The sequence below is a fragment of the Flagellatimonas centrodinii genome, from assembly GCF_016918765.2.
Taxonomy (GTDB): domain Bacteria; phylum Pseudomonadota; class Gammaproteobacteria; order Nevskiales; family Nevskiaceae; genus Polycyclovorans; species Polycyclovorans centrodinii.
The window spans coordinates 1,178,876-1,192,200 of record NZ_CP092104.1 but is presented as its reverse complement, the minus strand read 5'-3'; the positions used below and the strand labels follow the sequence as shown (position 1 = coordinate 1,192,200).

General features: G+C 65.5%; 15 protein-coding genes. 10 read left to right on the top strand and 5 right to left on the bottom strand.

The genetic code is table 11. From position 1 onward, the window contains the following. Positions 1-18 precede the first annotated feature (18 nt). From JN531_RS05675 to JN531_RS05635, 9 genes are read left to right on the top strand one after another with little or no spacing between them, the layout of a single operon-like run. The gene (locus JN531_RS05675; protein WP_228347890.1) at positions 19-960 is read left to right on the top strand and encodes a dihydrodipicolinate synthase family protein; all 942 of its coding nucleotides are present in this window, start codon (positions 19-21) and stop codon (positions 958-960) included. 1 nt (position 961) lies between these two features. After that, entirely contained in the window at positions 962-1,222 is a 261-nt protein-coding gene (locus JN531_RS05670; protein WP_228347889.1) for a hypothetical protein, read from the top strand. A gap of 23 nt (positions 1,223-1,245) precedes the next feature. Beyond that, positions 1,246-2,073, top strand: a complete 828-nt coding sequence (locus tag JN531_RS05665; protein WP_043765400.1) for a DODA-type extradiol aromatic ring-opening family dioxygenase — start codon at positions 1,246-1,248, stop codon at positions 2,071-2,073. Positions 2,074-2,083: 10 nt separating this feature from the next. Further along, the gene (locus JN531_RS05660) at positions 2,084-2,701 is read left to right on the top strand and encodes a 2-hydroxychromene-2-carboxylate isomerase (RefSeq protein ID WP_228347888.1); all 618 of its coding nucleotides are present in this window, start codon (positions 2,084-2,086) and stop codon (positions 2,699-2,701) included. A 13-nt stretch (positions 2,702-2,714) separates the two neighbouring features. Further along, positions 2,715-4,079: an aromatic ring-hydroxylating oxygenase subunit alpha gene (locus JN531_RS05655; RefSeq protein WP_228347887.1), complete on the top strand. Its 1,365-nt coding sequence runs from the start codon at positions 2,715-2,717 to the stop codon at positions 4,077-4,079. Positions 4,080-4,095: 16 nt separating this feature from the next. Further along, entirely contained in the window at positions 4,096-4,668 is a 573-nt protein-coding gene (locus JN531_RS05650) for an aromatic-ring-hydroxylating dioxygenase subunit beta (protein ID WP_228347886.1), read from the top strand. A gap of 30 nt (positions 4,669-4,698) precedes the next feature. Next, the gene (gene hcaB / locus JN531_RS05645; RefSeq protein ID WP_228347885.1) at positions 4,699-5,514 is read left to right on the top strand and encodes a 3-(cis-5,6-dihydroxycyclohexa-1,3-dien-1-yl)propanoate dehydrogenase; all 816 of its coding nucleotides are present in this window, start codon (positions 4,699-4,701) and stop codon (positions 5,512-5,514) included. 26 nt (positions 5,515-5,540) lie between these two features. Continuing rightward, complete coding sequence (gene gstA / locus JN531_RS05640; protein ID WP_366522419.1) at positions 5,541-6,158, top strand: glutathione transferase GstA; 618 nt, start codon at positions 5,541-5,543, stop codon at positions 6,156-6,158. A gap of 15 nt (positions 6,159-6,173) precedes the next feature. Further along, positions 6,174-7,040 (top strand): fumarylacetoacetate hydrolase family protein, encoded by an 867-nt coding sequence (locus JN531_RS05635; RefSeq protein WP_366522402.1) that lies wholly within the window; start codon positions 6,174-6,176, stop codon positions 7,038-7,040. 60 nt (positions 7,041-7,100) lie between these two features. Here JN531_RS05635 and JN531_RS05630 read toward each other — a convergent pair whose 3' ends face one another. The 3 genes from JN531_RS05630 to JN531_RS05620 all read right to left on the bottom strand — a co-directional run bounded on the left by JN531_RS05630 (position 7,101) and on the right by JN531_RS05620 (position 10,025). Next, complete coding sequence (locus tag JN531_RS05630) at positions 7,101-8,129, bottom strand: 2Fe-2S iron-sulfur cluster-binding protein (RefSeq protein ID WP_228347882.1); 1,029 nt, start codon at positions 8,127-8,129, stop codon at positions 7,101-7,103. Positions 8,130-8,193: 64 nt separating this feature from the next. After that, entirely contained in the window at positions 8,194-9,720 is a 1,527-nt protein-coding gene (locus JN531_RS05625) for an aldehyde dehydrogenase family protein (protein WP_228347881.1), read from the bottom strand. 44 nt (positions 9,721-9,764) lie between these two features. Continuing rightward, on the bottom strand, positions 9,765-10,025 hold the full coding sequence (locus JN531_RS05620; protein ID WP_239795351.1) for a non-heme iron oxygenase ferredoxin subunit: 261 nt from the start codon (positions 10,023-10,025) through the stop codon (positions 9,765-9,767). Positions 10,026-10,228: 203 nt separating this feature from the next. On the opposite strand from JN531_RS05620, the gene JN531_RS05615 reads away from it, so the two are divergent. Then, positions 10,229-11,134 (top strand): LysR family transcriptional regulator, encoded by a 906-nt coding sequence (locus JN531_RS05615; RefSeq protein ID WP_228347879.1) that lies wholly within the window; start codon positions 10,229-10,231, stop codon positions 11,132-11,134. On the opposite strand, the gene JN531_RS05610 is transcribed toward JN531_RS05615, so the two are convergent. Both JN531_RS05610 and JN531_RS05605 read right to left on the bottom strand, forming a co-directional pair. Further along, positions 11,124-12,053, bottom strand: coding sequence for a hydroxymethylglutaryl-CoA lyase (locus JN531_RS05610; RefSeq protein WP_228347878.1), 930 nt, complete (start codon positions 12,051-12,053; stop codon positions 11,124-11,126). The genes JN531_RS05615 and JN531_RS05610 overlap by 11 nt on opposite strands. A gap of 8 nt (positions 12,054-12,061) precedes the next feature. Beyond that, complete coding sequence (locus JN531_RS05605; RefSeq protein WP_228347877.1) at positions 12,062-13,270, bottom strand: CaiB/BaiF CoA transferase family protein; 1,209 nt, start codon at positions 13,268-13,270, stop codon at positions 12,062-12,064. Positions 13,271-13,325 lie beyond the last annotated feature (55 nt).

Here is a 13,325-nt window from a genome sequence, read left to right as displayed (position 1 = left end):
CGTGGGTGTTGGGCGATCATGCCCACACCCGCGACCCCGGACGCCGGCGACTGGCGCGTCCAGGACACCGTTGACCTCGACGAAACCGCGCGAACGGCCGAGAAGCTGATCGCCGCAGGGGTCGATGCAATCGTGACCCTGGGCTCCCTGGGCGAGTGCGCGACGCTGACCTGGGAGGAGAAGCGCGCCTACCTGGGGATGCTGGTCGAGACCGTGCGCGGCCGCGTGCCTTTGTTCGGCGGCACCAGCAGCCTGGGTACGCGCGAGACCATCCGCCAGACGCGCGAGGCGCGCGACATCGGCATTGACGGCGTCATGCTCGGACCGCCGATGTGGTGCGCGCCCGACGTGCCGACCGCGGTGCAGTTCTATCGCGACGTCGCCGAGGCATGCCCGGACACGGCGATCTGCATTTATGCCAACCCGGAGGCCTTCAAGTTCGATTTTCCGCGGCCGTTCTGGGCGCAGGTTGCGGAGATTCCGCAGGTCATCACCGCGAAGTACCTGGGCATCGGCGCGCTGATGGCGGATCTGAACCTGACCAAAGGGCGCATCCGCTTCCTGCCGATTGACGCCGACTACTACGCCGCCGCACGTATCGCGCCGGAGGCCTGCACCGCGTTCTGGACCAGCGGCGCAGTCTGCGGCCCGGCGCCAGTGCTGCGGCTGCGCGACGAAGTGGAACGGGCGAAGAAATCCGGCGACTGGGCCCAGGCGCAGGCGCTCACCGGCGCCATCGGCCGCACCTACCAGACCCTGTTCCCGCAAGGCTCGTTCAAGGAGTTCTCGCTCTACAACATCGGCCTGGAGAAGGCGCGCATGGACGCCGCCGGCTGGATGCGCGCGGGCCCGGCCCGGCCGCCGTACACGCTGGTGCCGGAGGCTTATCTCGAAGGCGCCCGCGAGTCCGGCCGGCGTTGGGCACAGCTGCACCGCGAATATGACACCAAGGAAGCCTGACATGAGTACCAATGCACTGGAAAAAGCCCTGTGGCAGATCGGCACGAGCCCGGCGGACACCGAGCGCTACCGCGCCGATCCGCAGGCCTATGCCGCCGCCTTCCGCCTCGACGACGCGGAACGGACGATCCTCGCCGAGCTCGATGTCGGCGCGATGGCGCGACGCGATACCAGCACGCTGCTCTTGATGATGGCTTTCCTCGCCGTGCGCGGGCCGGATTCGATGGGCGAGTACATGCAGAGCATGCACCGTCCGGCTTGAGTACAGCCACCAAGGAGATAGACATGGCAACGATCGTAGGCGGCTTCCTGATGCCGCATGACCCCCTGATTCCCAGCATCACCGACGCCGCCGATCCGGTGCAGCGCGACAAGGTGCTGGGTGCCTTCGAGCGGATCGCGCGTCGCGTCGACGAACTCGACGCCGATACCGCGATCATCATCGGCGACGACCATTACGCGCTGTTCGGCCCGCATTGCATCCCGCGCTGCCTGATCGGCATCGGCGACGTCGAGGGGCCGGCGGAGAAATGGCTCGGCTTCGACACCGGAGTGATAGAGAACAACGAGCCGCTGGCGAAGCACATCATGTTCGGCGGCTACGACGACGGCATCGACTGGTCGTTCGCCAAGGCGCTGACGGTGGACCACGGCGTCGCCGTGCCGCACCACTACTGCGTCAAGTCGAATCCGAAACTGCGGACGATCCCGGTCTATCTCAATTGCGGCGTGATGCCGGTGGTACAGGGCCGGCGCGCGCAGCAGATCGGCCAGAGCATCGGCCGCGCGATCGCCAACTGGTCCGGCTCCGAACGCGTCGTCGTTTTCGGCACTGGCGGCATCAGCCACTGGGTCGGCAGCGCCGAAATGGGCCGGGTCAACGAAGTGTTCGACCGCCGCGTGCTCGACATGGCCGGCCGCGGCGATATCGAAGCGATGATCGCGCTCGGCGACGAAGAGATCCTGCGCGAAGGTGGCAACGGCGCGCTGGAGATCCGCAACTGGATCTGCGCGATGTCGATCCTCGGGCGCGTGCGCGCTGAACTGATGCTCTACGAGCCGGTGCCGCAGTGGATCACCGGCATTGGTTTCGCCGAGCTCAAGGCCGCCTGAGGCTGCTGCCGTGATCCGCCAGCTCGACTTCTACTTCGACCTGATGAGCCCGTTCGCCTATCTGGCGCATCAGCGGCTGCCCGGGCTGGCGGGTCGCTACGGCTACACGCTGCGGTACTGGCCGATCGACCTGCCTGCCGCCAAGCGCGCCGCCGGCAATAGCGGCCCGCCCAACGTCAAGATCCCGGTCAAGTTGCGCTACCTGAAGACAGATCTCGATCGCTGGGCGCAGCGCTATGGCGTGCCGCTGATTTTTCCGCCTTCGCTGGACTCGACCCTGCTCAACAAGGCGGTGTTCTTCGCGATCGACCGCGACGCGGCCGAAGTCTTCGTGCGCCATGCCTGGCACGCCGTCTGGGGCGAGGGCAGCGACATGAGCGATCCCGCCCTGCTGCGCACGCTGGCGCTGGCGCTTGGCTGGGATGCCGGCGAAGTGCTCGACTTCGTCTACTCACCCGAAGGGCAGGCGCGCTACGACGCGAGCAACCGCGGCGCGCAGGAGCGGGGTGTATTCGGTACGCCGACGATGATGATCGGCGACGACATGTGGTGGGGCAATGACCGCCTCGATTTTCTGGAAGCGTTCCTGACCGGGAAGGCCCGGCAGCGTCATGAGCAAACAGCTTGAGGAGACAGACATCATGAGCATCAAGAATCTGGTGGACGTGCAGCGCGGTCTGCAGAGCGCACGCATCTATCACGACCGCGACATCTACGAACAGGAAATGGAGCGCATCTTTGCGCGCTGCTGGCTGTTCCTGACGCACGAAAGCGCTATTCCCAATGCCGGCGACTTCGTCACCGCGCGCATGGGCCAGGACGAGGTCATCGTCGTGCGGCAGAAGGACATGGGCATCAAGGCCTTCCTCAATGTCTGCCGCCATCGCGGCGCGCGGCTGTGCCCGGTCGAAGCCGGAAATTCGCGCGGCTTCGTCTGCAATTATCACGGCTGGTCCTACGGCAGCGACGGCTCACTGCAGTCGGTGCCGTTCGAGAAGGAGCTGTACAGGGGCCGCCTCGATAAATCCACGCACGGACTGCGCGAGGTCGCCAAGATCAAGAGCTATCATGGCTTCGTCTACGGCTGTTTCGACGAGGCCGCGCCGAGTCTCGAGGACTATCTCGGCGAGTCGCGCTGGTACCTGGACATTTGGATGGAAGCCAGCGGCGGTGTCGAACTCATCGGCCCACCCGGACGCTCTATGGTGCATTGCAACTGGAAGGCGCCGAGCGAGAACTTCGTCGGCGATGCCTACCATGTCGGCTGGACCCACGCGGCGGCGCTGAAGGCTGGTGGCGGCATGCTGGCGCCGATGGCCGGCAACGCGGGTCTGCCGCCGGAGGGCGCCGGCCTGCAGGTGGCGACGCGCTACGGCCACGGCTTGGGCATCCTCTACGACGTCGCCCCCGGCGCCCACGACGGCAAGCTGGCCGCCGACCTGCTGGCCTGGCAGGCCCAGAAGCGTCCCGGTATCGAGAAAGCGGTGGGCGCCCTGCGCGCGCGCTACTACGGTTCGCACATCAACGGCTCGGTATTTCCCAACAATACCTACCTCTGGGGATCCAACCTGTTCAAGGTCTGGCAGCCGCATGGGCCCGATCGCACCGAATGCTTCACCTGGGCGATCGTGGAGAAGGACATGCCGGCGGATCTCAAGCAGCGCATCGCCAACTCCATGCATCGCACCTTCGGCGTGGCGGGCTACTGGGAGGCGGACGACAACGACAACATGGAATCGGAAAGCCAGCTGTCACGTGGCTATGTCACGCGCCAAGGCTTCATGAACGCGCAAATGGGCATCGGCGGCGACCGCGAGGATCCGGAACTGCCGGGCGTGGTCGGCGAGTCGGCCATCGGCGAGACCTCCTACCGTGGCTACTTCCGCTTCTACCAGGAAGTGATGGCTGCGAAGGACTGGCAGGACATGGATCCCAACGACTCGCAGTGGAAGCGCCAGCTGATCGAGGCAGGAGCCGAGCCGACCCCTGCCGCGGCAGCGGCCTGATCCCCGGAGACCGAACATGGCAAACGATGCAACGGTAGCGGTGAAGCCGGACCCTGCCGGATCTGTGCCGCAGGAACAGTACGCGCCGGACGCGATCTGGCGCGAGGCCGAGCGGCTGTTGTACCGCGAGGCCCGGCTGCTCGACACCGAGCGCCTGTCCGACTGGCTGGAGCAGATCGTAGATCCGACGATCCGCTACATGGTGGTGAGCAGGGAACTGCGCTTCCGCAAGGAAAAACGCTATGGACAGCCGGCGGAAGTCTTCATGTACGACGACGACTATGACTTTCTCAAGGCGCGTGTCGACCAGTTCCACAGCGGCATGCAGTGGCGCGTCGATCCGCCAGAGCGCTACCGGCGTCTGGTGACGAACATCGAGGTGTTCGAGACCGGCAAGGACGGCGAGTTCGCGGCGCGCAGCAATTGCCTGGCGGTCCGCACGCGCCGCGCCTACGAGATCGACCAGTTCGTGTACTGCCGGGAGGACGTCCTGCGGCGCTGCCCCTTCGGCACGCTGCGGTTGGTGCAGCGACGTATCGACTTCGACGAGCGCTCGGTGGCTGGGCGCAATCTGGTGATGATCCTTTGACGGGCGGGAAACAACATGGCGGAGCGGAACATGGGATGGCTTGAAGGCAATGTGGCGATCGTCACCGGCGGCGGTTCCGGCCTGGGCAGGGCCCTGGTCGAGCGCTTCATCAAGGAAGGCGCAAGGGTGGGCGTGCTGGAGCGTAGCGCCGAGCGCGGCGAAGAATTGCGGCGTGAGTTCGGCGATCAGGTCGAGGTCGTGATGGGCGACGTCACCACCTGGGCGGACAATGCCCGTGTGGTGGAACGGACCGCCGCGCGCTTTGGCCGGCTGGACACCTTTATCGCCAACGCGGGCATCTTTGATTTCTTCCAGGCACTGCCGCAGCTGGAGCCGGAGAAGATCTCCGCAGCCTTCGATGAACTGTTCGCGGTCAACGTCAAGGGCGGCCTGCTCGGTGCCCGGGCCGCGCTGCCGGAGCTGCTGAAGACTCGGGGCAGCATCATCTTCACGATCTCCAATTCCGGCTTCTACGCCGGCGGCGGCGGCCCGATCTACACCGCGTCCAAGCATGCGCTGGTCGGCCTGGTGAAGCAGCTGGCGCACGAGCTGGCACCGAAGGTGCGCGTCAACGGCGTCGCCCCCGGCGGTCTGCGCACCAACCTGAGCGGCCTGGCCGCGACCGGCACCGCGCAGCAAGCGCTGAATCAGATCGACGACTTCGACCAGATGATCGTCGGCATCACGCCATTGCGCATGGCGCCGACGACGGCACAGACCTGCGGACCCTACGTCCTTTTGGCCTCGCGCGACAACGCGGCGCCCATCACCGGTGTCGTCATCAACAGCGACGGCGGCTTCGGCGTGCGCGGCATCATGAATGTCTGCGGCGGCGAGAACCTGTAGCTCCATTACATAGGGAAGAACCCATGCTGAAGCTGTATTACAGTCCCGGCGCTTGCTCGCTGGCGGCACACATCTCCCTGCGCGAGGCAGGCCTGTCGTTCGAACTGGAGAAGGTCGACCTGGCCAGCCGCCGGTCCGCCTCCGGCGGCGACTATCTCTCGATCAATTCCAAGGGCTATGTGCCGGCGCTGCAGTTTGCCGACGGCTCGGTATTGACCGAGGGGCCGGCGATTCTGCAGTACGTCGCGGATCAGAATCCGGAACTGCGATTGGCGCCGCCGGTCGGCAGCCGCGAGCGCTACCAGCTACAGGCTTGGCTGAACTTCATCTCCTCCGAACTGCACAAGCAGTACAGCCCGCTGTTCAACCCGGCTTGCACCGCCGAGCAGCGCCAGGCTGCGACAGCCGCGCTGGAGCGGCGCTACCTCTGGCTGGCCGACGAGCTGCGCGATCGCACCTATCTGGTCGGCGATCGCTTCACGATCGCCGACGCCTACCTGTTCACGGTCAATGGCTGGGGCGCTTTCATCGGCTTCGAGCTTGGCCGCTGGCCGGTGATCGGGGAGTACCAGCAGCGCATCGCCGCCCGCCCAGCGGTGCAGGCCGCATTGCGAGCGGAGGGCTTGCTGAAGGACGTCGCCTGAAGCGCGGGGCATGGCATGAAACTCTGTCGATTCAACGGCAATTGCCTAGGAGTTCTCGTGGGAGACGACGTGCTGGACGTGACGCCGGCGCTGGCCGTGATTCCCCTGCAGCACTGGCCGCTGGCACAGGGCGATCCCCTGATTCTGAATCTCGACGCCGTGCTGGAGCGGGTGTCGGAGCTGCTGCCCGCGGCACCGCGCCTGCCGCTGGATGGCCTGGCACTGGATTCCCCGGTGGCCAATCCCGGCAAGATCGTCAATGCGCCGATCAACTACAGGGCACACATCGACGAGACCAGCCAGAACGCAGCTATCGCGCATGGGCGCGACATGACCCGGAGCATCTGGGACTGGGGCCTGTTCCTGAAGGCCAGCAGCGCGCTGATCGGTCCCTCCGAACAGATTCGCCTGCGCTTTCCCGAGCGCCGCAATGACCATGAGGTGGAACTGGCGGTGGTTATCGGTCAGCGCTGCCACCAGGTGTCCCGCGAGGAGGCCCTGAACTACGTCGCCGGCTACGCAATCGGCCTGGACATCACGATCCGCGGCCCCGAGCTGCAGAGTTTTCGCAAGTCGCCGGACACCTACGCGGTCTGCGGCCCCTGGCTGGTGACGCGCGACGAAATCCCGGATCCCGGGGTCTTGGACCTGCGCCTCTGGGTCAACAACGAATTGCGGCAGTCGGCCAACACCCGCCAGCTGATTTACGATGTGCCGCGCCTGATCGAGTACGCCTCCAGCTTCTACACGCTCCATCCGGGCGATCTGATCTTCACGGGTACGCCGGAAGGGGTGGGGCCGTTGCTGCCCGGTGACCGGGTGGACGCGGAGATCGCGCAGATTGGCCGTTTCAGCATCCAGGTGGCGGACCGCTACGCCTGATCGGACAGAAGGCTCGTCTCCATTCACCGCGCCGGCATTTTGCCGGCGCGGTGAATCCGCTCAGACGAAGCGGTCGAAATGTAGCTGTGCGGTTGGCACGCGCTTTTCCAGCATCAGTAGTCGCTGCAGCGCGTCCGTCATCGGCGGCGGGCCGCAGAAGTAGTAGTCGTATCCGCTGGCATCGCCTGCCGACTCCAGCCAGCCCTGCAGCACCTGGTGCACGAAGCCACGCTGGCCCTCCCAGGCCCCGGCATACGCTGGGTCGGAGATCGCGGTGACGCACTCGACCCTTGCGGCCAATGCCTCATCGCGCGCCAGCAGGGCCGGCGCGCAGAGGTCCGCCGGCGTACGGCCGCCGTAGAACAGCAGCAGCCGCCGTGACGCCAGCTGCGGTGCCCGCGCCGCAGCGGCCAGGATCGACAGCAGCGGCGAAATACCCGAGCCGCCGCCCACGCAGACGATGTCTCGGTCATTTTCCGGGCGCAGGTGCGCCAGGCCGTAGGGGCCATCCAGACCGATCGTGTCGCCGGGTTGCAAATCCTCAAAGAGGGCCATGCCGCCGCGACCGGCGCCGATCTGCTTGATCACGAACTGCCAGAGGCCATCGTCGTTCGGCAGGTTCGACATGGAGTAGGCGCGAGCGCCGGCGACGCCTGGCAGGTCCAGCAAGGCGTACTGGCCGGGCAGGAAGTGCGCCGGGTCCCCCGCGCGGAAGCTGAATTCGGCCATGTCGGCAGTCAGCCGTGTTCTCGACACCAAGGTCGCGCGACGCCGCGTGGGTCGCAGCGACAGCTGGCAGTCCGGCTTGAGCCGGACGCGCAGCGTGCAGTCACCCTTGGGGACCGTTTGGCAGGCCAGCAGCCGCCCGCGCTCTCGGGCCCGTAGCGAGAGGCCGGGGGCCTGCGCCCACAAGTCTTCGAGGTCTCCGGAAACCCTCTCGAACTGGCAGGATCCGCAGCCACCGGAGTTGCACTCGTAGGGGAAGGCGATGCCGGCACGCAGCGCGGCACGCAGCACCGTGTCGCCGGCCTCGCAAGGAAAGCTCTGCCCGCTGGCTTCGAGGGTAATCAGGTGCCTGGTCTTGTGCATGGCATAGAAAAGGCGGCCGGCGTCGACAGTGCCCGCGTGGCCGCCAAGGGAGGAGAAGGGAGGCTTACTGCTGCCCGAAGACGCCGATCGGACCTTCGGCAAGGTTGATGATCACGCTCTTGGTCAGGGTGTAGTGGTTCATCACCTCGGCGGCAAACTCGCGGCCGAAGCCGCTCTGCTTGTAGCCGCCGACCGGCATGCCGCCGAGGAAGTTGTAGTAGCGATTGACCCAGACCGTGCCGGTTTCCAAGCCCCGCGCGATGCGATGAGCGCGAGAGAGGTCCCTGGTCCACAGGCCCCCACCGAGGCCGTAGACCGAGTCGTTGGCCATGCGCACCACCTCTTCGTCGTCGCGAAAGCCGATGACGCAGCTGACCGGCCCGAAGATTTCTTCCTGGGCGATGCGCATGCTGTTGTCGACGTCGAAGAACACCGTCGGTTCGATGAACAGACCATCCTCGAATCCGGCCGGGGTGGCCTTGCGGCCGCCGGCGGCGAGCTTGGCGCCCTCCTGCTGGCCGAGTTCGAGGTAGCCCATGATCTTGTCGTATTGCGTCCTGGAGACCTGCGGCCCGATCTGCGTCGTCGGCTCGCGCGGGTCTCCCGCCTTCACGCGCTTGAGCAGGGAGGTGAACTTGTCGAGGAAGACATCCTTGACCTTCTCGTGCACGAACACGCGACTGCCGGCCAGGCAGACCTCGCCTTTGTTGAGCACCGTCGACATCGCTGCGCCCTCGGCGGCGGCATCCAGGTCGGCATCCTCGCAGACGATGTTGGCGGACTTGCCGCCCAACTCCATGGTCTGGGGAATGATGTTGACGCTGGCGTACTGCATCAGCTTTTGCGCGGTCGGACGAGATCCGGTGAAGGCAACCTTGCGCACCTTCGGGTGCGTCACCAGTGCCTCGCCGACGCTGGGGCCATATCCGGTGACGACATTGACCACGCCCGGCGGCAGAAGATCTGCCATCTCGCGGAAGAACTCCAGCACCGACAGGCAGACGATCTCGGAGGGCTTCAGTACCACGGTGTTGCCCGCGGCCAGCGCCGGCGCCAGCTTTGCGGCCATCATGATCAGCGGAACGTTCCACGGAATGATCTGGGCCACCACGCCCAGCGGTTCGCGCAGCACGATACCCAGGGTGTTCGGTGCGTCGATCGACTGGCCATGCAGGAACCAAGGGGCTCCGGAGAATATCTCGAACTGTTCGATCGCCATCGGCAGGTCGAAATGCATCGCCTCCATCGCGGGTTTGCCGTTGTCCAGGCAATCCATCATCGCGTAGTCGGCCATTCGCGCACGCAGGCGGCGCGCCATCTCGTAGAGGACGCGCTGACGCTCGGAGCGCGGCGTCTGCGACCAGGCCGGAAAGGCTTGCGCTGCGGCGTCGACAGCGCGGCGCGCGTCCTCGGCGTTGCCGGACTGGATGTGCGACAGGACCTGGCCGTTGGCGGGGTTGATCATCGGGATGCGTTCGCCGCTGGCACCCTGGACCCATTTGCCGTCGATGAAGTGGCCATACTCCTTCTGGAAGTACTTCGCTGCCTGGGCGGCATCGCCGCTGCGGTCCCGGGGTTCGCTCTTGGTCATTCGTGGTCTCCTCGTTCGACTGGCGGCTTGTCCGTCAGTGATCCTTAGATTTCGGTGTAGAGATCGCTGCCCTCGACGATCACCGGGAAGGTCTGCAGCGGCACTTCACAGGGGAACTGCGTGGCCTCCCCGGTCCTTACGTTGAAGCAGCCGCCGTGGAGGGGGCACTCGATGGTGTCGCCCTCGAAGAAGCCGTCGCTCAGCAAGGCGACGTTGTGCGTGCAGACGTTGCTGGTAACGTAGATTTCGCCACCGACGTCGAAGGCGGCAAGCGGCGGAAGGCCGGCGATGTCCAGGGGCAGCATGCCGGCAGCGGGGACGTCGGCCCTGCTACAAAGCCGTATTTTCTTTGTCATGGAAGTGCGCGCTCCGATTCGCGACCGTTGGTCTGTCAGCTGTTGCCAAAGGATCGTGAACGGCGGAGCATCATTCAATAGAATGAGAGTAATGGACCTCATCACTCCGCTGAATGTCGGTCCAGCGCGCGTCAGGTTCAAATGGAGGCGCCATGGATCTGAATAAAGTCGACCTGAACTTATTGCTTGTGTTCAACCAGCTGGTAATCGAGCGGCGCGTGTCGCGCGTAGCCGAAAGCCTGGGTGTCTCGCAGCCAGCGGTGAGCAATGCGCTTAACCGCCTGCGCAAGCTGCTCAACGACGACCTGTTCCTTCGTACCTCTCAGGGCATGGAACCCACGCCTCGTGCGCTGCAGCTGGCTGAGCCGATCGCTTACGCCATAGACACCATCCGCAGTGCACTGAGCCAGGAGAACGTCTTCGATCCTGCAAGCAGCACCCGACATTTCACGGTGTCGTCGACCGATCTCGGCGAAATCTATTTCGTGCCGACTCTGTTGAATCGACTTTTGAAGGTGGCGCCCGGCGTCACCGTCTCGACGATGCGGCACAATCCGGCCAGCCTCAAAGAGGACCTTGAAAGCGGCCGCGCCGACATCGCGGTGGGCCTGCTGCCGCAGTTGCAGGGAAGTTTCTTCCGCCAGCGCCTTTTCCGGCAACGCTTTGTCTGTGCCTTCCGGCAGCAGCATCCTCTGGCAAAAAAGAAAGTGGTGACCAAGGAGGATTTCTACTCGGCGAAGCACGCCGTGGTGGTGTTCCCTGGCACCGGTCACGGAGAAGTGGACAAGCTGATTGACCGGAAGGGCGCCGAGCGCAAGATACAGTTGTCAGTGCCGCATTTCGTGGCGATGGGCCATATCCTGCAGGAAACCGACCTGATCGCGACCCTGCCGGAGCGTCTGGTGAAGCGCCTCGAAGGTCCGTTCAAGCTCAAAGGCGTGCCGCATCCGGTCAAACTACCGGAGCACTCTATCGGCCTTTTTTGGCATGCCAAGCTGCATCGCGAACCGGCTAACCAGTGGCTGCGGCGATTGATGTTCGAACTGTTTACCGACTGACGATGGCCGCGGGGCGTCGTTCCAGGCGGCGCCCGGCCTTGAGGATCTGCCCCGGTACTTCGTGGCCGACCAGCTTCTGCAGCCTCTCGGAAGCGGCGAGCAGGATGTCGATGTCGATGCCGCAATCGTAGCCCTCCAGCTCCAGCATGTGCGCGACGTCCTCGGTACAGACATTTCCTGTGGCACCCGGCGCATATGGGCAGCCGCCCAGTCCGCCCAGCGAAGCGTCGAAGCGCCTGACGCCGGCAGCTGCGCCGGCTAGTACGTTGGCCAGGCCCATGCCGCGGGTGTTGTGGAAATGAAGCGTCAGCGCCTCCAGCGGCCATCGTCGCGCCCAGGCAGCGCAGATCGCGGAAACCTGGGCGGGGTAGGCCATGCCGGTGGTATCGCAGAGCGCAAGGCCGTCCACGCCGAGATCGAAGAACTGCCAGACCCAGTCGAGCACCCGCGCCTGAGCGACCTCACCTTCGTAAGGACAGCCGAAGGCGGTGGACAGCGAGACGTTGATGGCGATGCCGGCCGTGCGTGCCAGGGCGACGACCTCGCGCAAGCTGCTGAAGGACTCTTCGCAGCTGCGTCGCAGGTTGGCACGGTTGTGACTCTCACTGACCGACATCACCAGGTTGAATTCGTCCGGCCGCAGTGGCAGTGCGCGTTCGGCTCCCCGCAGGTTCGGTACCAGGACCGTGTAGATGATCTCCGGCGCGCGGTCGATCGTGCCGAGCACGGCGCCCGCATCGGCCAGCGCCGGGATGGCCTGGGGCGATACGAAGGACGTGACTTCGATCTTGGCCAGGCCGCTGCGCGACAGCATGTCGATCAGCGCGATCTTGTCTGCGCTGGGCACGAAGCAGGCTTCGGCCTGCAGGCCGTCGCGCGGGGCGACCTCGGTGAGGTGGATGCGGGGACGCGGATTCATTGCATGGGTCATACGATGCGCGCCCCGCGCAAGGCAGAAAGGCGCTCGCCCTCGATGCCAAGGCTGGCCAGCACGGCCTCGGTGTCCTCACCTAGCCGCGGCGCGGGGTAGCGAATTCCGCCAGGACTTAGCGACAGCTGGGGAATGATGCCCGGAACCTCCAGCATGTCGCCGTCCCGCGTGGTCACGGTTTGTATCATGCCGCGTGCACGGTATTGCGGGTCCTCGGCGATGTCTCGGGCGGAGTAGACCCGGCCGCAGGGCACGCGTACGGCCTGCAGTGCCCCCAGTACCTCCTCGACGCGGCGTAGCCGGGTCCAGGCGCCGATCGCTTCATCGAGCTGCGCGGCGCGGGCAACACGGCCTTCGTTGTCGGCTAGTGCCGTGTCCTGTTCCAGGTCGTGGCGGCCGATCGTCTCCATCAGCCGCCTGAAGATGCTGTCGCCGTTGCCGGCGATCAGGACGTGGCCGTCGCTGCAGGGATAGGCGTTGCTGGGTGCGATACCCGGCAGCGCGCTGCCCGCTGGTTCACGTATGACGCCGGCGGCGCTGTACTCCGATAGCAGGCTCTCCATGCAGTTGAACACGGCCTCGTACAGCGCCACGTCGATCACTTGGCCGGCTCCGCCGTTGACCTTGCGGTGGTACAGCGCCAGCAGTACGCCGATTGCGCCGTGCAGTGCGGCCAGGGTATCGCCGATGCTGACACCGACCCGCACCGGCAGGCGTCCGGGCTCACCGCTGAGGTGGCGCAGGCCGCCCATGGCTTCGCCGATGACGCCAAAGCCGGGACGGTCCCGGTAAGGGCCGTTCTGGCCGTAACCGGAGATGCGCAGCATCACCAGGCCGGGGTTGAGCGCCGACAGCTGCTCCCAGCCCAGTCCCCAGTTCTCCAGCACGCCGGGGCGGAAATTCTCGATCAACACGTCGGCCTCTGCCGCGAGCCGGCGAGCGATGTCCTGCGCCTCCGGCTGGCGTAAATCCAGCGTCACCGAGCGCTTGTTGCGCGACTGAATCTGCCACCAGACCGAAGTGCCGTTGCGCAGTAAGCGCCAGTTGCGCAGCGGGTCGCCCTGTCCCGGTGGTTCGATCTTGATCACCTCGGCGCCAAAGTCACCGAGGACCTTGCCGGCGAAGGGACCGCCTATCAGCTGTCCCAGTTCGAGAACCTTGAGCCCTGTCAGAGGCGGCGGGTCGGTACGTGCGTCGCTGCTCATCGTTGATCCCTGTCGATGTCGGAGTGCGCAGACTAGCCCGCGATCCTCCGGGCGC